Below are 20,732 nucleotides of genomic sequence, written 5' to 3' on the forward strand. Positions count from 1 at the left end.
GATAGCGACCAAAGCTTTATTCCTTCAACACTAGAAGAATTAAAGGAATTTGTATCTTATTATGGAGATATGAAAGGTATACGAAACAATTAGTGCCTTTTATGTCGGGTAAAACCGATTGTCTTCAACTAAATGGTGCTTTAGTAAAAATTGAAGAATAAATTATATGAGCCTGGAGAAACATTTCCCGGTTCATTTTTTATGTGCATATTTATTACCTATTTGCTTTTCCTTGCTCAAATCGCTTTCCAATTTCATATTATCAGTGTTTTGCTCGGGATCGTAGCCACCCATTTTTCACCGCTTTCCCCTCATTTCATTCCACAAAAAAACCGCTCCTATACAAGCGAGCGGTTTCACGATTCAATCCTCTTCTTGGTGTTGTCTTGCAATCTTGACCATTCGTGTTGCGTACCAAAAACCGACAGTCAGTGACAGCGCGTCTGCCACGTAAAGCATCCAGTTGTGCGTGTAACCCGCGTAGACCGATGCGGCAATCAAAGCAACCGTCAAAATCAAACCCACAATGTGATGAAAAGTCACGCGGGTAAATAATATGACAAGAAGTCCCGGTAGAAATAAGGCGAGCATCAGTTTAGTTTCAAGTGAATCCATTTTACACATTCCTTTCCGAGTGGCCTCGCACCCGATTACCGAACGACGAGAAGTCCAAGTCGGTGATGGTCGTGCCGGTAGATAACCTGCTGCATCAGCCGTACTTCTCCATTGCGGTCAATCACTTGCAACCGGCAATGTGCAGCGTTGAGCTGGATTGCATCATATAGTTCTTTTTCATTGCTAACCCGCAGTCCGTTTACAGTTCGGATACATTCTCCGGGCAACAGGCCCATTTTTTCACCCGGTGAACCCGGTACGACGCCTGCTACGACGACACCTGCGGGACGAGGAGCCACTGCAAATCCGCCTCTACGTTCCCCAAGGTAAGCATGTATGGAGATGCTAGCCCGGCAAACGACTCCGATTAGTAGAGACAACCAACCGAGCATGGGCAACCACAGTGCAGCGAGTCCTATAATGATAACCGCTGTGCCTGTCCAAACGACGGCACGGCCAATTTTAGGATATAAAACATCCGGATACAATGTACGTGCTACTTGTGAAAACCCAATGATTACTGGCACAGGAACGAAACTGAATGCATTTCCTCCTAGTGTAAACTGCGGCCAATAAGGGACAACCGACGTAATCATATCTCCCGGAACGAGAAAGACAACTGGCAACAGCCACAGCCGCTTGGTCTTGAAGGCAGCGGCCCGAAGTCCACGGTTCGTATGCATCAAGAACGGTGACGCATAGCGGACGGAATGACGACTTATGAGTTGTCCTTCCGCAATTAATAGTAAACCGGCAATAACCGGAATCGTTACAGCGAGGTCACCTAGCAGGTCTGCTTGTTCTGGAGACCAACCTCTAAAAGTGAAATCTGCCATATACTTTTCCATGAAATACAGGGCGAAGAAAGCCACTGCTGCAAAATAAATAGGTGAAGTGATTTTGTAATAGAAAAAAAGCAAGCCAACGAGCGCGGCTGCTGAAAACAACACCAACCAACCCGGATCCACTGACAATCCTACTCCGGAGATCAAAACAGACAAAACGAGCGCATACGGCCACGATTCGGCTAATAGCTTTTTCAATTCGGTTAAACCTGGTAATAAACGAACTTTGAAATTCCGGCGCTCCTTCTTAACACGGAAATACCCGACAGCGACTGCTGTAAAAAGCGCGGCTATAAATAATGGATTTAGGAAAAATAGTCCTAGCACCTCTACTATATTCAACATCATTTCCTTAGACAAATCCGTCACCATCCAATCTGACACAACTTCATTTCTCTCATTGTACCAAAAGTTTGGTACCCAATGTGATTGCGAATAGAATTTTTCATAAAATGGTAGATTTCGCTTATAGGCGAATCGCTGGATCCTATGTACAACAAAAAAACTCCCGACGGCTTGCATCAGGAGCTCGTTGTTACTTCGTCAACATTTTGTGGTGTATATAGCCAATTGCCATTTGCAGTTGATCGTCATTTTTCCGTTCAGTTCTGAACGCTTCCACTTCATCTTTCAGTTTCGAGAAAAATAGTCGATCCATGGTAGACACCACTTCAACTTTGGCATCGTCGCGAAATGCACGAACAGCGCGCGATGTTGATTCGTCATAGAATCCATCTGTCCGAGCAACGTTATAACTTAGACCCGTCAACATCTTCTGAGCATAGGCTATATCGTCATGGTAATCACCTTCTGAGTAAATTTCCGTTACGAGCCGAATGTGCTCACTGAATAATTCATTTTGAAGGACTTCGAGTTCCGCTGTTACACCCTTCGAATGAATCCACTTCTTTTTCGGCGTAAGCCATTTATGGGTAGATAACTTCATTTCCCCACCATTCGACAAATCCATCGTTTCTTGAACTGTCCCTTTTCCAAAACTCGTTGCACCGATGATGTACCCTCTTTTTAAATCTCTCAAAGCGGCACTCAACACTTCACTCGCAGAAGCACTTCCTTTATCTTGCAGCAATACAACGGGTATCTTTTTCAATTTTTCATCATAAGCAAGTTTTTCTGACTTTTCGGTGGCTAGCGGCTCCAGGTTTCCAGCTGCATCTTCCATATAGGCGAAAATTGTATCATCTTCTACTAAACTGTCTATGATACTGCCGACAGCATGGAGATAACCACCGGGATTCCCGCGCACATCGATAATCAGCGATCCTGCTCCGTCACTAATCAGCTTATTTGTTGCTTCCAGCCATTCTTTCGGGCTTTCATTGCCAAACATCGTAATCGATATGTAACCGATCTTCTGTCCGCGCTCTTCAAGCACTTCAGTTGCTACAGTTTTCACGGAAATGCTGTCTCGCATGACGGTCAGTTCAAGATGTTTATCCAAATCTGGTCTGAAGATTGTCAGGGAAACCGCTGTCCCTTTCTTACCCCGTATGCGCTGTACAACGTCCTGTAGCGATTCTCCATCGATGCGCTTGCCATCAATGCGGACAATTTCGTCATATGGCCGCAATCCCGCTTTCTCCGATGGTGAACCTTTAACAGGTGCTACGATGATAAATTTCCCATTTGAACGTGTAATTTCAGCGCCAATTCCGATACGTTCCCCTGCGAGTGACTCCTTATGGGCAGCTGCCTCATCCTGCGTCAGATACGATGAATACGGATCACCGATGACATCCGCCATTCCGCGAAGTGCCCCCTCAACCAACCTGTCCTTATCCACAGGGTAAACGCCCTTCTCTTTGATAACATCAAATGCTTCGTCAATCACTGGAAATGATGCGCTAATTGCCCCTTCCTCTTTTTTTGCACTTCCTTCTCCTGCACATCCGTCTAACAGAAGAAAGACGACCGTCGCCAAAGCGGCCAGAATAATAAATATCAAAAACCGGCTTCTCTGCATAATGCAATGTCCCCTCCTCTGTCCACTATATGAACAAAAAAGGAACATTACGACAGCAGAAAACCGGTAACTTCAATCTGAATTCTTTATAATTGTTTCCAATATCTTTTCATCCATCGGTCCGACGACTCTTTGACTAATTTTCCCGTCAGTCCCGATGATATAGGTCGTGGGAATGATGGCGACTTGATAGGCATCCGAAACGGTACCCTCGCTATCTAGCGGAATTGGGAACGACAAACCGTAACTTTTGATGAATTCTTCAACGCCCTTCATGCCACGCCTTTCTTCCGTCGTCATATTGACCGCGATGATTTCAACATTGTCGGACTCTTTGTTTTTCTCATAGTAATTTTGCATATGTGGCATTTCTGCTTTACACGGCCCACACCAAGATGCCCAGAAATTTAAAATCACTTTTTTCCCCTTATAATCGGATAGCTTGATAGTCTCTCCAGAAGGCGTGGCAAGTTCAAAGTCAGGTGGAGTTTGACCCTTTTTCAAACCAGGCAATGCATCCGTTGAATTGCCATTTTCATCAATCAGATGATTGGTAATCGGTTTTACAGTATTCGTATTTGACTTCACCATAATGATAACCAATGTGCCAATAAGGAGCGTGGCTATAAGTATACCTAACGTTTTTTTATTCATGTCTGATCCTCCAATTTACCTTTTATACGGCTTTTCTGCAAAAACAGTACCGTAAAGAAGACACCGATGAGTAATGTAGAACTGAGCGGCGTCTCAAAAAGTCCCGACGGTTGGATGGCAGCTACAAAAATGTGAACCGCCATGAACAATAAGACGAGTTGAATCGACCAATTTTCCGCTTTTTTGCTAATAATCCAGAAAAACAGAGTAAATAGCCCAAAAATGGCAATGGTCATCACTTGCGCAATGAGCGCACCTTCATTCAAAAAGACCATCATCACTTGGAAGACGCCTTGAATTAAGACAGCACCCGTAAAGAGCGCTCGAATTCCATCTACATCTAACCGACCCTTTTTCATGTCCCATAAAATCTTTCCTAAAATAAAGGAGAGACCTAAGTAAAAGCCAACAATCCCTCCATGGAAATAAACAAGCGCGAGGGGAGAACGCAGAATCGAATCGAAATCAGTAATGAATAGACTTAACTTCCAAACAATTACTAAGTAAAAGAATGCATCCCCGATGTGACCTGCATGGACTTTCCCGTAACGAACCCGAATTAGAGTATATGCGAAAACAAATGCGGCAATGAGGGCAATCCAAGACGACGGCATACTCAAGCCACCCAGCGTGAAATATGTAGTAATCGGCATCCGCGTAATACTCCTTCGACTATATTAATACTACAATGGTATATAAAAACCGGTATGAAAGCTATCTATCGAATTGAAAATAGGCAAAAAAAGTCCGCCTAAGATTCTAGGCGGACACAATTAGTTAGAATGAAACGTAACGTAACGGATTCACGGCACTTGGTCCATAAGCTGACCAATTTCCGATATGCATTTCAAAATGCAAGTGAGATCCGGTTGATGCACCTGTAGACCCCATACCGCCAATGAATTGACCTTTGGAAACTTGTGAACCAGCGCCTACGCCAATGCTAGATAAATGAGCGTAGACTGTTGTGAAAATTTGACCATTGACGGAATGCGTAATCATAACGACATTTCCGTATGTGCCCATTGGACCTGCGTGACTAACAATACCGTCTCCTGCAGCCACAATAGAAGTTCCTACACTATTTGCAATATCAGCTCCACGATGCTGTTTTTGCGTACCGTAGATTGGATGTGTTCTCCATCCGAATGATGATGTGTACGTTCCGGAAGCAGGTTTCGTCCAAGTACCGTTTGATACGGGTGGAAGATAAGAAGATGTGCTTGCACTACTTTTACTTGTGCTATTACTTGTATTCGCTTTTGCTTTTGCTGCCGCTGCAGCTTCTGCTTCTGCTTTTACTTTTGCTTTACGTTCATTTTCAAGTTTGCGAGCAATTTCAACGAGACGATTTTGCTCAGCGGAAATCTTACTTGCAAGCTCTTCACTCACTTTATATGTTTCATCTAAATCAGATTCAAGCTGACTCTTTTCGTTAGCCAATTTCTTTTGTTCGGCTTCCAATTGATCAATCAACTTATCCTTGCTACTCCTTTGCGCCACAAGTGAGTCCTTCAACGCTTGAAGTTTTTCTTTACTCGCTACTTGTTCCGCAAGCTTTGATTCGACAAGTGCTTTTTCTTCTTCAAGCTGTGCAATATCATTCGCTTGTTGTTCCATAATATTACGGTCTGCATCCATCAATGATGTAACAGCGGAAAAACGGTCGATGAAATCTGCAAAGCTGTTTGCACCGAGGAGAACGTCAAGATAGTTGACTTGTCCGCCCTTCACTTGCATCGCGCGTACGCGGTCACGCAATACTACATCACGTTCTTCAATTTTCTTTTCAAGGTCAGCGATGGAAACGCGCAATGCGTCGATTTCATCTGTCGTTTTGTTTATCTCAGCAACGACACTGTTAATTTTTTGATTTGACTCTTCTATTTTCGCATTCAATTCCAAAATTTGATCCGTTATATTTTCGATCGTTGTTTTCTTCGTTTTTATTTCGGAATTTTTTTCATTGATGCCCGTATTCAATTCGTTTTTCTTCTGGTCTAGTTGTTTCTGTTCTTCTTTCATGTCATCCAATGGGTTTGCTGTAACGCTCGCTCCACTAATAACGGTTGACAAGAAAACAATCGCAATTGCACTAGAAAGCAACTTTCTGTATTTACTCAATTTCTCAGTTCCCCTTTCAAACTCTCTATATATGGTTCAGACGTTAAGGAATTTACGAACAGACATGAAACTGCCCCAGATGCCAATGAAAATACCCATGAAAAGAATAAGTCCATTTAACTGGAAAATGAAAGGCGTTGTATTCAGCAATTGGAAGAGCTCTCCTTGCAGTCTCGGCTCCCAATGTTCATAAAGTTTGTAATAGGATATAGAAATGATAACCATCGGAGCAAGAGCACCTAAAATACCAAGCCAAATCCCTTCCAAAACAAACGGAATACGTACAAAGTTGTTCGTCGCTCCAACTAATTTCATGATTTCAATTTCTCTTTTTCTTGCCACAATCGTGATACGGATTGTATTCGAGATGAGGAACATCGCCGTGAATAAAAGAGCCAATATTAATACGAGGCCGATATTGCGGCTTGTGTTCAGTACATTGAAAAGCTTTTCAACCTTTTCTTCACCGTATATGACCTCATACGTGTAGTCATATGTATCGATTTTTTTGGCAATGGTCGCAGTCTTCTGCGGATCCTTTGCTTTTACATACAAAGCATCGCCGAGAGGGTTACTTTGTTTATATAAGCTAAGCTCATCGCCGAATGATTTAATCATCTTGTTCAATTCCTGGTCCCGCGACGAATAGACGACTTCGAGGATTCCAGCTGTCGAGCGTACTTTTTGTTCCAACTCTTTAATTGCTTTCTCGTCTGCTGCAGGATCTGCAACGACTTTAATTTCAACGTCATTTTCAATATTGTCAGCCAATTGATTTAAGTTCATCATGATAACGATGAATACGCCAACGAGTAGAAGAGTAACAGTGACGGCACTGACTGATGCAAATGTCATCCAGCTATTACGGCGAATGCTTTTGAAACTTTCGCGCACATGCCGACCGAAAGTTCTAGCCTTCATAGTACTCACCTCCGTATTCATCACGGGTAATGAGTCCGCCTTCAATAGCAATAACGCGGTGTTTTATCGCATTTACAATCTCCCTATTATGGGTGGCCATGACAATCGTCGTTCCACGAGCATTAATCTGTTCGAAGATCCTCATGATCTCCCATGATGTTTCAGGGTCTAAATTTCCTGTCGGTTCGTCTGCAATGACAACCTTAGGTACATTGACGATTGACCTTGCGATGGAAACACGTTGTTCTTCCCCACCTGACAATTCATTCGGAAACATCCGCGCTTTTTGCGTGAGTCCGACAAGCCCAAGGACATCATTCACTTTTTTCCGGATTGATTCGGGGGATTCTTCGATAACTTCGAGTGCAAATGCCACATTCTCGTAAACATTCAGTTTAGGTAATAATTTGAAGTCTTGAAAAACGACACCAATCTGCCTGCGTAAATGGGGAATACGTTTATTGCGAAGTGTGGCAAGGTTTATACCATTGATGATAATGTCTCCGCTAGTAGGTGCTTCTTCACGGTACATCATTTTAATGAACGTTGACTTACCGGCTCCACTTGGACCGACCACATACACAAACTCTCCCGGATCGATTTCAATGTTTATGCCATTTGCTGCAACGACGCCATTCGGGTACTTTTTGTAGACATTTTTCATCACAATCATTCTAAAACCACCTGATTATTAATATCTCGCTTTTTTTCCAATAGCCCAATTATAGCATGATTCGACTCTATAAACATTACAGTTGTGTTTCATTTGAAACTTGAAAACCATGTCGGTAATATACTTACTTATTACTATCGGCACAGCGGTAAATGTGACAGAGTAACTAACGTATTTGTACTATTCGCCCTTTTTAAGGGTAATTCCTCCTTAATAGACAGATATGTATAACGTATATTAATCTATTGCTAGATGTATAGAATTATTATTACAAAAGGTTATAAAAAGCGTAATATTGAATGTAGCAGTGGGTAATAATTAGAAGCAACACGCCTGTTGATTAACCACATATTGCATAAAAAGCTGGCGAGAAGGGTTTGTAGGTCGTCATTTTCACTGGACTATTTCCGGTCCGCTTTCGGCGAATTAATCTCGACCGTTTTACCGAGGGGCATGTGTGGCTAGAAGTGACTTCATCACTTCTAGCCACACTCTTTTCGGGTTTACTGTTGTGATTAATCGCCTGTCGCGTTCCTACAATCTTCAAGTGAAAAATGCAGTTACGTTGAAAGAAAAGAATAGATGGTTTTCTATAGAGGGCGTAAGTGCCCGAAGATGCAATTTCGGGCACTCTCGCACGTTGTAGATTGCATTCCCTGTAAACTTTATAAGAAATTGACACTACTTTATAATATAAATAGAGAAACTATATTATCAGGTTTAGACGGCCAAAATTGTTTCTTGGGCCGCTTCTCTCCATATAAGAAGTCATCTATTCCGTCGTACCGAAAAAATTAGTAGGGATGCGACTTTTTCGCATCCTGCTTATTCAGCCGTCTCGATAATCGTATACAAGTTTATTCAATTCAAAGCGAACCAAAAGTAATTCTACACTTAGTACCTAGTCTGTTAGCGCAATTCGACAAGAGAAACATGAACACCCACTAAAACACAAAAAAAACGCTGTCAGGAAATCCCCTGACAGCAGTTTGATTTGTAACCTTATTTTTTCGCTGCAAGCCATTTAGAGACTGCGTTGATTTCTGCTTCATCTTTAATAAGTCCGCCTGGCATTCCGCCTTGACCGTTAACGATAATGTCGTGGATTTCAGATTCAGACAAGCGTGAACCAACGTCACTAAGTGCAGGTGCGCCACCTACACCTTCGAGGTTACCTCCGTGACATGTGATACAGCTTGTACTAACTACTGCTTCTGCATCTACTGAAGCTGTTTCACTACCTGTATCCGTACCTTTGTCTGTTTCGTTTGCATTATCGTCGCCGCCGCCACATGCGCCGAGGACAAGTGCAGCTCCGAACATGACTGCTAAAAACTTGTTTTTCATTTTTCTTACCTCCATCTGTTAATTGTTATACTTCATACCACAGTATACCAAAGTAAAACGCATTTGAACCACTTGAAGGTTTCCGATACTGACAAAATGATGACAATTACCGTCGAACCAACTCTTTTCACGCCGACGACAGGGAAACAAACAGCAATTCCTGTCTATATCTTTTACTATACACATAATTGAATGCTTCAAAACCTGTTTGCTCATAAAAAAAGCGCACCGAAGTGCACTTCATTTCATTCCATTCAATTACGAAATACGTGACCGTAAAAAGGCATTGATGAACAAATCGATTTCGCCGTCCATGACTGCACTTACGTTTCCTGTTTCTGCACTCGTACGGTGATCTTTCACCATGGAATACGGATGGAAAACGTATGAACGGATCTGACTTCCCCAACCAATTTCTTTTTGATCTCCCCGTATTTCAAGAAGACGCGCTTCTTCTTCTTCGACCCGGATCTGGTAAATCTTCGCTTTCAATAAATTGATTGCGCGATCACGGTTTTTAATTTGCGAACGTTCGGTTTGGCATGTAACGATTGCACCTGTTGGTATATGTGTCATACGGACAGCAGAATCTGTCGTATTGACGTGCTGACCACCAGCACCGCTTGAACGGTACGTGTCGATTTTAACGTCTTCCATTTTAAGGTCAATGTCTACATCGCCTTCGAACTCCGGCATTACTTCTATAGAAGAGAATGACGTATGGCGACGGCCTGATGAGTCAAACGGAGAAATCCGAACGAGACGGTGAACGCCTTTTTCCGCTTTTAAATAACCATATGCGTTATGGCCTTTAATGGATAGCGTTACGGATTTCACGCCGGCTTCATCCCCTGCTTGGTAGTCGAGTGTCTCGACTTTAAAGCCGCGATGCTCAGCCCAGCGTGTGTACATGCGCAGCAGCATGGATGCCCAGTCTTGGGATTCCGTACCGCCCGCCCCTGAATGAAGTTCAAGAACTGCATTGTTACTATCGTATTCATCGCTCAGAAGCATTTGCAATTCAAAAGCATCCAATTTTTTCTTGAATTCTTTCAACTCAGCCACAAGATCTTCTTGCATCTCTGCATCGTTTTCTTCACGCAATAGTTCTTGTGTCATTTCAAGGTTTTCCTGTTCATCTGTTAACTCTGTATACTCGCCGACAACGTCTTTCAACGCGTTTGATTCGGAAATTACTTTTTGTGCAGCTTCCTGGCTATCCCAGAAACCGGGCTCCAGCATTGCTTCATCTAACTCTTGGATTCGTGCCTCTTTGTTTTCTAAGTCAAAGAGACCCCCTAAAGTCCGCTAATTTCTTAGCTGATTTGTCGAGCTCGTTGCGTACATCGGATAATTCCATCATAATAGTTTCCTCCTGAATTTTGAGTTGCTAGGTAGCTTACGCTTTGCCGTGGCAGTTTTTGTACTTTTTTCCACTGCCGCATGGGCATGAATCGTTGCGTCCGATGTTAACCGCACGTCGTACTGGTTTCTTGCGTACTTGCTCGCCATCCTCTTTCGGATTAACGGCTTGCGCTTTCACTACTTCCTCACGCTCAAGGTTGTCGCGAATTTCTGCCTTCATCACGTATTTCGCTGAATCATTTTCGATTGAAGCGACCATTTCCTCGAACATTGCAAACCCTTCCGACTGATACTCACGGAGCGGATCGGATTGTCCATAGGCGCGTAAATGGATACCGTGACGTAATTGGTCCATTGCATCAATATGATCGGTCCATTTCGAATCAATGGCACGAAGGAGGACAACTTTTTCGAATTCGCGCATGCGCTCTTCCGACATTTCCACTTCTTTTTCATCATAACGCTCAATGACCGCCTCATGAATGAATGCCGTCAATTCTTCAACGGATTTCTCTTGCATACTAACAACTGTCACACGGCCATCAGGAAGCAAGTTGGCACCTAAGAAATCTTCGAGACCCTTTAAGTTCCAATCTTCTTGTTTTTCTTCTGTCGTATGAATTGCCACTGCATTGCCGATGACATTTGACAACATTTTTTCTAATACTTCACGGATGTTCTCGGACTCCAGAACTTCATTACGTTCTTTGTAGATGATTTCACGTTGTAGACGTAGCACATCATCATACTGAAGCAACCTTTTCCGTGCATCGAAGTTATTCCCCTCTACCCGTTTCTGAGCAGCTTCAACCGAACGCGATACCATTTTCGATTGAATTGGCGTCTCGTCGTCCATACCAAGTTTTGTCATCATCGATTTCATCTGATCGGAGCCGAATCGGCGCATTAATTCATCCTCAAGCGATAAATAGAACTGTGTGACACCAGGATCTCCCTGACGTCCAGAACGTCCACGGAGCTGATTATCAATACGGCGTGATTCATGTCGCTCAGTACCGAGAACTGCCAGACCGCCAAGTTCTTGCACGCCTGCTTCCAATTTAATGTCCGTTCCTCGACCTGCCATGTTTGTCGCAATTGTAACAGCGCCTTTATGACCTGCTTCCAAAATGATTTCGGCTTCGCGGCTATGGTTTTTCGCATTTAATACATTATGCTTCACACCGTATTTCGTCAAGTGGCTAGAAATGATTTCGGACGTTTCAATCGCAACCGTACCGACAAGGACTGGCTGCCCTTTTTCATGACGCTCTTTGATATCTTGAGCGACTGCTTTATACTTGCCTTCCATCGACGCGTAGATTAAATCCGCGTGGTCATCACGGGCAAGTGGACGGTTCGTTGGAATTGCAATGACGTTCATGTTGTAAATATTGCGGAATTCCTCTTCTTCCGTTTTCGCTGTACCCGTCATACCGGAAAGCTTATCGTACATCCGGAAGTAGTTCTGGAATGTAATTGTTGCGAGCGTCATTGTTTCGTTTTGCACTTCTAGGCCTTCTTTTGCTTCGATTGCCTGGTGAAGTCCATCACTGTAGCGGCGCCCTTTCATAAGGCGTCCTGTGAATGAGTCAACGATGACGACTTCGCCTTCCTGGACAACATAATCGACATCGATATGCATACTCGCTTGCGCTTTCAACGATTGGTTAATCGCATGGTTGAGTGTCGTATGTTCTAAATCGAATAGGTTTTCGATACTGAACGCGGCTTCCGATTTCTCGATTCCACTTTCTGTCAGTACGACACCTTTCGTTGACTCATCATATGAATAATCTTCCTCTTTTTTGAGCGATTTCGTAAACATATTTGCTAAACGGTATAACTCGGCCGCTTTGGCGGCTTGTCCCGAAATGATAAGCGGTGTACGGGCTTCGTCAATTAAAATGGAGTCAACCTCATCGATAACCGCGTAGAATAGCGGACGCTGTACTCTATGTTCACTGTAAAGCACCATGTTGTCACGCAAATAGTCAAATCCGAGTTCGTTGTTCGTGGTGTACGTAATATCTGCACTGTACGCTTCCCGTTTCTCTTCTTTTGATAAACTATTTAAGTTTAATCCAACAGATAGACCTAGAAACTCATAGAGCAGTCCCATATCTGTTGCGTCACGGCTTGCTAAGTATTCGTTGACTGTTACAACGTGTACGCCATTACCAGCAAGCGTATTCAAATAAACCGCTAGAGTCGACGTCAATGTCTTCCCTTCACCGGTTTTCATCTCTGCAATGTTACCTTCATGTAAAGCAGCAGCTCCAATGATTTGCACGCGGAATGGATACATGCCAAGGACACGTCGCGATGCCTCTCGTACGACTGCAAATGCTTCTGCCTGGAGGTCGTCGAGCGTTTCTCCAGCTATAAACCGTTCTTTGAATTCCACCGTTTTTGCTGTAAGGTCTTGATCTGTTAGCTGCTCCATCTGAGTTGCGAGCGCTTCAACCTTGTCCGCAATTTTGTCGAGCCTTTTCAAATCTCGTTTATTCATATCAAACATTTTATTCAATACGCCAAGCATTCAGGTCACATCCTCATTAGGTTCACCCTTTATTTTAACACTGAGAATTGCACGGTGCAAATGGTCTACCTAAAACAACTCGTTTTTAGCTCGGTGAGTTGGATATTTTCCATATTATCGTTGGGGGTAATCGCATGGGAACGCCCCTTGAGAGACTACGAAGACGCGATTTAGTTGGATAGTTTATTATAGATAGAATTAGAAATTCTCCTAATACCGCTTTGCGCTTTGTGGATGCCTCTCGCGATAAGCCAGAAAGAAAACCACTTTCAGTCTTATCGCTTCGGCTACCACTAAGTCGCGCTTTCGCTGGATCGTCTTTTTAAGATAGCGCATTTCGTTATTGGGGTTTAGACCTGCAATCTATCGTGCGTCTTTCTCCAATGAAATTAGTAACAAATAGTAATCACATTATAATCTCAGTGCACACCTCTTTGAATTACTTTCAATAATGGGAAACTCCAGCGCAGGCGCGGCAAAGGGGTCGCCGAAGCCATGAGATTGGATGCGAAGCGTTAATCCAGGCTCATGGGAGACCACTGAAAAAGTTCTTTATTATAATAAGAACTAGTTGATTTTAGTGGAGAGCGGCGACTCCAGCGGGAACAGCGCGAGCGGAAGACCCCGCTGGAACGCAGTGACGAGGAGGCAGAAGCCGTGCCCGCAGAAAGCGTCCGCTCGGAACGAAAATCAACGGGATTGAAGGAGATTGGACTTTTTCAGTACCCTCGCACTGGGCCAGAGGCATCCCCAAAGCGCCAAACGTTCTACATTCTACAATCCATCTCACATAATTGAAATACAAAAAGGAGACTCTCCTGAAGAGTTTCTTCTCTTCTTCAAGATAGTCTCCGCAATTACCTGCTATATTCACACACTATTCCCGCTACGGCTTTTGCTGCTACCAATAATGCATCCTCGTCGATATCCCATTTCGGGTGATGATTAAAATATGGTTTTTCTACTCCTTTTGGTGCACTCCCTATATAGATGAATGCGCCCGGGATTTTTTTTGTATAGTAAGCAAAATCCTCAGAACCAGAGAACATCGGAAATTCTACGACTTCTTTTATTTCTATTTCTTTAGAAAGTTGTAATATCTCTACAATTTCTTCCACAACGCCCGGATCATTATAAAGTGGTGGATAATCTGCCACATAGTCTAGCTCGCAAGCAACGCCAAACTCTTCCTCAAGCCCTTTTACGATACGGTGAATTTCCTTTTCAATCAGCGCTTGCGTTTCATCTGTCATGTATCGCACATCGCCTTCAAGCTCCACACTGTCTTTTATGACATTAAAAGTACCTTTTCCGTCAAACGAACCAATCGTGATTACACCCATATCAAATGGGTTTAGGCGACGACTAATAATTGTTTGAACAGCTGTGACAAAGTGAGCTCCCGCGACAATTGGATCATTCGCCATATGCGGGGAAGAACCATGGCCCCCTTTGCCTTTTAACACCAATTTAAAATAACTACGACCTGCCATAGCTAACCCACTGCGGTATCCTACAACACCTGCGGGATGCGTTGGAAATAAGTGAACCCCGAATATGGCATCTACATCGTCTAACACGCCTGACTCAACAATACTTTTTGCTCCACCCGGAGGCGTTTCTTCTGCGTGTTGATGAATAATTTTAATCGTTCCGGATAGCTCATCCTTCATTTGAATCAAACAGTCTGCTAGAACGAGTAAGTAAGCCGTATGTCCATCATGTCCACATGCATGCATTACGCCTGGATTTTTGGATTTGAAAGGCACTTCCGTTTCTTCTTCGATGGGTAGGGCATCAAAGTCTGCACGTAAAGCGATTGTTTTCCCAGGTTTCGCTCCTTTAATAGTGACAATTATTCCATAACCGTTGCCGACATTTGTTTGAATCTCTACTGCTTTTCCGGCGTAGAAATCGATAATATACTGTGCGGTTTGTTCTTCTTGAAATGATAATTCTGGGTTTTCATGAAGGGTACGGCGAATCGCAATCATTTCATCACTACGTTCTTCCAGCATTTTCATTAAGCGTTGTTTCACGAGGGAATGCACTCCTTTTTATATCAATGATTAACGAGGGGACGGTGAAAAATACCTCTAACATAAAAATAAGACCCCCAAGTAACAATGCCACTTGGAGGTCCCTCTCATTTATTAATCAGCTTGTTTCAATAACACCATATTTTCCGTCACTGCGTTTATAGACTATATTTGTGCCATCTGAATCTGCATCAGTGAAGATGAAGAAATTGTGACCTAACATATTCATTTGCAGAATTGCTTCTTCTTGGTCCATTGGTTTCAAATCAAAATTCTTTGTACGAACGATTGGGAATTCCTGATCTTCTTCAACTGTTTCTCCATTTTTTTCTTCGCTCTTATTGACGGATGCGAAGAATGCTGCAACGCCTTCGCGTTCACGGAATTTACGGTTCACTTTTGTTTTAAATTTACGAATTTGACGTTCGAGTTTGTCGACAATCAAATCGATGGCTGCATATAGATCGTTATGACGCTCTTCAGCACGAAGAGTCAAGTTCTTCATTGGAATTGTTACTTCCACTTTTGTTTGCTTATCATTATACACTTTCATGTTCACATTAGCCGTAGCATTCGGGCCATCAGTAAAATATCTTTCTAGTTTTTGCAATTTCTTTTCGACGTGTTCACGAATTGCTGGAGTTACCTCTAGATTTTCACCGCGGATATTAAAATCAAACATATGAACTCCTCCTTTATTTAAAACGATATAGTACTCTTCTACATGTTCCCCATAAAACCCTTCTAAAAACATTTTGAATTTTAAATTAATGTCGATTTGTGACGAAAAGATGCAAAAACGTCTGATATTTAACCATGAAAGCGCTTCACGAGTCGATTTCAGATTTCCGACGAAGTTTTAGCTCTTCCACAATTAATTTTTCAAGCACAGCATTTTCGTCGAAATCGTAGCCGTACATATACCCATCACTATATGGCTTCTTCCAGACAATTACGCCTAGCAAATCAATCATTTTTTCATGCAACTTAAATTTGAGATGCAAACGCACAGGCTGAGTCCCATCGAGTGGGATATCGAAATAGGAAAAGATCTTTGCACCGCCCGGACTGATATCGATAAGTTTACAGTCTCCAGGGCTCGATTCCCTGTCCACACCATTTTTAACGACAATCCGCATTTCAGCTTCAAGCGGTTTTCCAAACATGTACCTAAAATATTCAGTCCGCTTATAAAGCATGTTCCACACTCCGCTCCATCGCACTGCGATTAGTTTCTTCTATTGATAGCACACAAGCATGTTCCTTCGGAAGTTTCTAGCTCTAGTATTTATTTTGCCTAAAAATAATTGAACTATCCAACAGCTCTTCGTAACAGGCCCTATTATATGACTCTGTTAAAAGAGCCCGTTCTCATTTAATACTCCCTATGATAAAGTATATTTACAGAATTGACAAAATAACGGATCAATAATGTCGATCAACCATTGGTATGTAAAATTTTTATAGAAAGGTGAGAAAATTTATGGGTTCAAGAATAATGCATTTGATTATTGCTAATCGAATTGCAGAGTCACTTTCAATAGTGGATAGAACTCCATTTTTACTTGGAGGTCTTGCTCCAGATGCTGTTTCCCCTAAAGACTTATCACATTTCTTTAAAGGTGAAGTACAGGATTATTCAAGAAACATTGATTATAAAGGTTTTTTACAGAAATACAGTTCGCAAGTAGCAAGTCATTATATATTGGGCTATTTTACACATTTAATCGCTGATGATCTATGGCTGAAAGGTTTTTATCTTCCATGGTTGAAAAACAGAATGGAAGTAAATAAAGACATGGCCGACTTATACCATAATGATTTCCGATTACTGAATGGAAAGTTACTGGAACACTATGGTTTTACAGATGAATTGAGAATAATGTTAGGTGATTCTACTGCAACCATTGATTTGCAAGAAGTTACGTCTAGAGATGTTGATCAATTCATTCCTTATGTAATAGGCGATATGATATACGATAAGGAAGTGATCCATGAAAAGCTTAATGTATTTACGTTTGAACAGATAGTTGGCTATATCGAGACATCCGTTAATAAGGGATTAATGAATATAAGGCCATTATTTACTGACTAAACACCAGCTTTAAAGGGACAATGCGTCATCGCTTTCATTGAAAAAATAAAAGCCCGAAAAGAATACTATCCTTTTTCCGGGCTTCTAATTATTGCTTTGTATCGTAAAATGTTCCGTCTCGCGTTACATTGCTGTAGGGATTGACGTAGTTTTTCATCGTATCTTTTTTTGCTTGTGCTTCAGTAATGTCTATCCGTATTAATTTCGAAAAGGAGGCAAGTTTTTGCTGTACCTCTGCTTCGGTTGCGACAAGTACTTTACCGAACGCTTCTTCTTCCGGTGTGAACGGGGCGATAATTTGCGGTTGCAGCTTATCACGATCATCGAGAAGTGCTTCGATTCGTGCAATCGTTTCGTCCCGCGTGTCTTCCGTCGTTGCTTTGGTCAATTCTAGTAACTTTTCGGTCACCTCACGCCAAGCGATTAGTGCTGGGCGAATCATATTTCTTCTACATTCGCGTATTGTTTCTGGCGGTTAATCTGAATAACCTGTTTCCACGTATCGCGAAACTCCGTAATAATGGCAGAGGCTTCATCGAAAAAAGCACTGTCGTTTTGTATATTGCCATCCACCAGTCTGCTGTTTGCGAATTCATAGAGAACAAGCATGTTTTGAGCAACGGGGTACGTTGTATCGAGCGTCAACATCAGTTCAGAAATGATTGCCTGCGCTTTTTGGATAGACTTGTTTTTCTCTTCAATGTTGTTGTCATTCATCGCTCTTTTCGCCTGCAAAATGAATTTCAGGCAACCATTGTAAAGCATAAGCGTCAGTTCGCCGGGCGTTGACGTGTTAACTGTATTGTTTTGGTAAGTTGCATAGGGATTGTTGATAGCCATTTATATTCGGTCTCCTTTAAGGTCATTGCTGTAGTTAATAATTATTGAATGCATTCATAAGGCTCGCGGACTGTGAGTTTGCACGACTGATCGCCGTTTCCATTGCTGTAAACTGTTTCCAATAACGGTTTTCCATCATTTTGAGACGTTCTTCGAAACGTTCAATCTGATTGTTCATGTCTTTGAGTGAACGGCCAAGTGAAAACGTATCGTTGACAGACCCTGTTTTCCCCGCGCGCTGTGCGATTGACGTTTGCGTACTGTCAACGATTGTTCGGAGTCTACGCGCAAATCCTTGATTATCCACATTAGCATCGTCTTTTGAGAACATTTCATGCACTTTGCTTGGATCATCACTGATTGCTTTCTTTAATTCTGTTTCATTAATAACAAGTTTCCCATTGGCTGTATAGTCATTTGACGTAGTAATACCAAGACTTTTCAATGTTTTCCCATCTACAGTTCCCATAAGAGCTGTCCTCATTTGCGTCAGCATACTGGAAATAGTGGGATCTCTACGAAGCGTACCACTTTTCGCTTTTTCATCCCACAGTTCAATATCCTTTTCATTCATTTCCTTCCGCTGTTCAGCGGAAAGCGGTTGGAAATCACGGTATTTAGGTTCACGGAGTTGTTTGTTCAAGTCTTCGATCAGTTTGTTGTACTGGTCTACGTATTTTGTGACGGATTCGAATATTTTATCGGTGTCTGGGGCGGAGTTGAAATTGATTTCATTGCTATTTGCTGCTTTTAGCGTGAACTCAAATCCATTGACTTGGAATGTATTAGATGATCGGGTCATTTCGAGCCCATTAATATTGAACAATGAATTTATACCTGAATTAACGGGAGCTCCATTCAATTCCAATGCCGTTCCAAGACTACCAGTCACCACAATTTCCTTCTCATCGACTCCAAGTGCGCCACCATTTTTTGTAGTCATTGCAATTTGACCACTTTGAGAATCGAAAAAAGCATTTACACCAGTCTCTTTATTAATTTTGTTCAATACAGTTTGCAGTGTATCAGTTGCTAGAAATTTTAACGATTCCTTTGGCGTCTGAAGTGTTCCATCTTCACCTATCGCTGCAATTAATATTTCTCCTCCGTTAGCAAGTCCAAGGTCCGCGAGAGTAATGCTTTCTGTTTTCCCCTTAGCATTATCTATTTGACCACTTTGCATAGTTGAGTTTTTAGCCAACTGTGTAACTTTAATCGTTCCCGAAAAATCACTAGTAGACCCCATACTCCTAATCGCTACATCATTTGGTGAAGAGATATTCACTGTCTTCGCCGCAAACGATGTTGATAAAATCATGGTATCAAACGTATTTTTACTGAAATCAAATAGCTGACGGTTGGTTGTGCGATAATCATCCAATTGCCAATCTAGGTATTGTTTTTTCTGTGTGATTTTATCAAGTGGAATACGGTGTGCTTTCATTAAATCCGTTACCATTGACTCCGTATCCATACCTGAAGCTAGTCCACTAATTCGCATTTAACAATCACGCCTTCCTTAAATTTTCCGATCGACAAGCAAGCCGACAAATTCGCGCATTTCGGCATGGATGTCTAATAGTTTTTTTGATGGGATTTCTCGGATGATTTCGTCTGTGGTTGAATCAACGATTGTTACATAATATTCGTTGAGTTTTTCATGGAATTTGAAGCGCAATTGCGTATTAGCCGTTTCTAAAAACTTGTTTATGCTATCTGTCATTTGCATCGCTTTGTCTAGCGGCAGTTGTTGTTCATTGTCCTGCTGCTGGACTTTCTCCTGAATTGCTTGCACTTGAACGACCGCTGTTTCCATGTCGGGTGCCGTTTTTTCTGCTGATGCATTCGCTTGCGTTCGAACTGCTTTTCCATTCATCCGACTTACCATCCGCCAAACCTCCCTAAGTTTAAGATCATTCGTTATGATTTATATCGGCTATGGAAAATGGAAGTTGAGTCAATTGGCAATAAAAAGTATCGCAAATGGAAATATGCCTACCTTTTTTTAAGATTGAATCTTCACCTAAAGTGATTAACCATTTAGTTGCATAAACCGATGGCTAGAAGTGCTTGAAAATCGCCAATTCCACTTGCCTATTTTCAGTCCGCTTTCGGTGAATTAATCACGACAGTTTTTCCGAGGATCGAGGTGTCTAGAAGTGACTCCGTCACTTCTAGACACCTTCTTTTCGCTAATCCTGTTATGAATATTAGCCTACCGCGTTCCTACAATATTCAAGCGAAAATTGCAGCTGCTTTTAAAGAAAAGAATAGATGAGCTTCTATAGGGATTGTAAGTTCCGAAGATGAAATTTCGGGAACTCTTGCACGCTGTACTTTTTATTCTCTGCTTTACTCTATAAGAAAGTGACACTTCCCTAAAATAAAAATAGAAAAACTATAATAGAAGGCTTGAGCGGTCAAAATTGTATCTTTGACCGCTTCTCTCCATGTGAGAAGCGAGCTATTTTTTCGTCCAAAAAAACTTCGGCACTTCTTGTAACTGTGTCTTTGGAGAGCGAATGATGAAGAAATACCATGCGATTACCGAAATGAGTAAGTAGGGATGCGACAAAGTCGCATCCCTACTTACTTAGACCTCTTGATCAGCATAAAGAAATTGTTCATTTCAAAGCGATCCATAAACAACTATACAAGTAGTGCCTGGTATGTGATCAAGTTATTTAC

Annotated in this window: 20 protein-coding genes; 2 read left to right on the forward strand and 18 right to left on the reverse strand. The window is 42.1% G+C overall.

What is annotated here, in order from left to right:
- Positions 1 to 363: 363 nt before the first annotated feature.
- The 9 genes from AC25Y6_RS10885 to cccB all read right to left on the reverse strand — a co-directional run bounded on the left by AC25Y6_RS10885 (position 364) and on the right by cccB (position 9,163).
- Positions 364 to 615 (reverse strand): CsbA family protein, encoded by a 252-nt coding sequence (locus AC25Y6_RS10885; protein ID WP_482100598.1) that lies wholly within the window; start codon positions 613 to 615, stop codon positions 364 to 366.
- Between the two features lie 35 nt (positions 616 to 650).
- A complete protein-coding gene (locus AC25Y6_RS10890) occupies positions 651 to 1,844 on the reverse strand; it encodes a PDZ domain-containing protein (protein ID WP_488143026.1) in 1,194 nt (397 codons plus the stop codon).
- A 151-nt stretch (positions 1,845 to 1,995) separates the two neighbouring features.
- On the reverse strand, positions 1,996 to 3,444 hold the full coding sequence (locus AC25Y6_RS10895) for a S41 family peptidase (RefSeq protein WP_488143027.1): 1,449 nt from the start codon (positions 3,442 to 3,444) through the stop codon (positions 1,996 to 1,998).
- A gap of 72 nt (positions 3,445 to 3,516) precedes the next feature.
- Complete coding sequence (locus AC25Y6_RS10900) at positions 3,517 to 4,098, reverse strand: peroxiredoxin family protein (protein ID WP_488143028.1); 582 nt, start codon at positions 4,096 to 4,098, stop codon at positions 3,517 to 3,519.
- The gene (locus AC25Y6_RS10905) at positions 4,095 to 4,751 is read right to left on the reverse strand and encodes a hypothetical protein (protein WP_488143029.1); all 657 of its coding nucleotides are present in this window, start codon (positions 4,749 to 4,751) and stop codon (positions 4,095 to 4,097) included. The genes AC25Y6_RS10900 and AC25Y6_RS10905 overlap by 4 nt, the downstream gene beginning before the upstream one ends.
- Before the next feature lie 124 nt (positions 4,752 to 4,875).
- Entirely contained in the window at positions 4,876 to 6,222 is a 1,347-nt protein-coding gene (locus tag AC25Y6_RS10910; protein ID WP_488143030.1) for a murein hydrolase activator EnvC family protein, read from the reverse strand.
- A 36-nt stretch (positions 6,223 to 6,258) separates the two neighbouring features.
- On the reverse strand, positions 6,259 to 7,143 hold the full coding sequence (ftsX, locus tag AC25Y6_RS10915) for a permease-like cell division protein FtsX (protein ID WP_488143031.1): 885 nt from the start codon (positions 7,141 to 7,143) through the stop codon (positions 6,259 to 6,261).
- Complete coding sequence (gene ftsE / locus AC25Y6_RS10920) at positions 7,133 to 7,816, reverse strand: cell division ATP-binding protein FtsE (RefSeq protein ID WP_482103756.1); 684 nt, start codon at positions 7,814 to 7,816, stop codon at positions 7,133 to 7,135. The genes ftsX and ftsE overlap by 11 nt, the downstream gene beginning before the upstream one ends.
- Before the next feature lie 1,002 nt (positions 7,817 to 8,818).
- Complete coding sequence (gene cccB, locus AC25Y6_RS10925) at positions 8,819 to 9,163, reverse strand: cytochrome c551 (RefSeq protein ID WP_488143032.1); 345 nt, start codon at positions 9,161 to 9,163, stop codon at positions 8,819 to 8,821.
- Positions 9,164 to 9,226: 63 nt separating this feature from the next.
- Between cccB and AC25Y6_RS10930 the strand changes: the two genes are divergently transcribed.
- Positions 9,227 to 9,355, forward strand: a complete 129-nt coding sequence (locus tag AC25Y6_RS10930) for a hypothetical protein (RefSeq protein ID WP_488143033.1) — start codon at positions 9,227 to 9,229, stop codon at positions 9,353 to 9,355.
- A gap of 66 nt (positions 9,356 to 9,421) precedes the next feature.
- On the opposite strand, the gene prfB is transcribed toward AC25Y6_RS10930, so the two are convergent.
- From prfB to AC25Y6_RS10955, 5 genes are all read right to left on the reverse strand, one after another.
- Positions 9,422 to 10,523, reverse strand: a protein-coding gene (gene prfB, locus AC25Y6_RS10935) for a peptide chain release factor 2 (RefSeq protein WP_488143098.1) whose coding sequence is annotated in 2 segments (ribosomal slippage) — positions 9,422 to 10,450 and positions 10,452 to 10,523 — 1,101 coding nt in all. Because the reading frame shifts where the segments join, the coding sequence is not laid out codon by codon here.
- A 39-nt stretch (positions 10,524 to 10,562) separates the two neighbouring features.
- Positions 10,563 to 13,070, reverse strand: coding sequence for a preprotein translocase subunit SecA (gene secA / locus AC25Y6_RS10940; protein WP_488143034.1), 2,508 nt, complete (start codon positions 13,068 to 13,070; stop codon positions 10,563 to 10,565).
- Between the two features lie 857 nt (positions 13,071 to 13,927).
- Positions 13,928 to 15,109, reverse strand: a complete 1,182-nt coding sequence (locus AC25Y6_RS10945) for an amidohydrolase (protein ID WP_488143035.1) — start codon at positions 15,107 to 15,109, stop codon at positions 13,928 to 13,930.
- Between the two features lie 118 nt (positions 15,110 to 15,227).
- Positions 15,228 to 15,791 (reverse strand): ribosome hibernation-promoting factor, HPF/YfiA family, encoded by a 564-nt coding sequence (gene hpf / locus AC25Y6_RS10950; protein ID WP_488143036.1) that lies wholly within the window; start codon positions 15,789 to 15,791, stop codon positions 15,228 to 15,230.
- A gap of 145 nt (positions 15,792 to 15,936) precedes the next feature.
- Positions 15,937 to 16,308, reverse strand: coding sequence for a PilZ domain-containing protein (locus AC25Y6_RS10955; RefSeq protein WP_488143037.1), 372 nt, complete (start codon positions 16,306 to 16,308; stop codon positions 15,937 to 15,939).
- Between the two features lie 284 nt (positions 16,309 to 16,592).
- Between AC25Y6_RS10955 and AC25Y6_RS10960 the strand changes: the two genes are divergently transcribed.
- Complete coding sequence (locus AC25Y6_RS10960) at positions 16,593 to 17,204, forward strand: zinc dependent phospholipase C family protein (protein WP_488143038.1); 612 nt, start codon at positions 16,593 to 16,595, stop codon at positions 17,202 to 17,204.
- A gap of 88 nt (positions 17,205 to 17,292) precedes the next feature.
- Here the strand turns inward: AC25Y6_RS10960 and fliT are convergent, their stop codons facing one another.
- Genes fliT through flaG form a run of 4 tightly spaced genes read right to left on the reverse strand, consistent with a single transcriptional unit; the run spans position 17,293 to position 19,932 of the window.
- On the reverse strand, positions 17,293 to 17,646 hold the full coding sequence (fliT, locus tag AC25Y6_RS10965) for a flagellar protein FliT (protein ID WP_488143039.1): 354 nt from the start codon (positions 17,644 to 17,646) through the stop codon (positions 17,293 to 17,295).
- Positions 17,643 to 18,044: a flagellar export chaperone FliS gene (gene fliS / locus AC25Y6_RS10970; RefSeq protein WP_488143040.1), complete on the reverse strand. Its 402-nt coding sequence runs from the start codon at positions 18,042 to 18,044 to the stop codon at positions 17,643 to 17,645. The genes fliT and fliS overlap by 4 nt, the downstream gene beginning before the upstream one ends.
- Before the next feature lie 34 nt (positions 18,045 to 18,078).
- Positions 18,079 to 19,545 carry a flagellar filament capping protein FliD gene (gene fliD, locus AC25Y6_RS10975; RefSeq protein ID WP_488143041.1) on the reverse strand — a complete coding sequence of 489 codons (1,467 nt, stop codon included), beginning with the start codon at positions 19,543 to 19,545 and terminating at the stop codon, positions 18,079 to 18,081.
- An 18-nt stretch (positions 19,546 to 19,563) separates the two neighbouring features.
- Positions 19,564 to 19,932 carry a flagellar protein FlaG gene (gene flaG, locus AC25Y6_RS10980; protein ID WP_488143042.1) on the reverse strand — a complete coding sequence of 123 codons (369 nt, stop codon included), beginning with the start codon at positions 19,930 to 19,932 and terminating at the stop codon, positions 19,564 to 19,566.
- Between the last annotated feature and the right edge of the window lie 800 nt (positions 19,933 to 20,732).

This window comes from Sporosarcina sp. Y1004 (genome assembly GCF_057669665.1).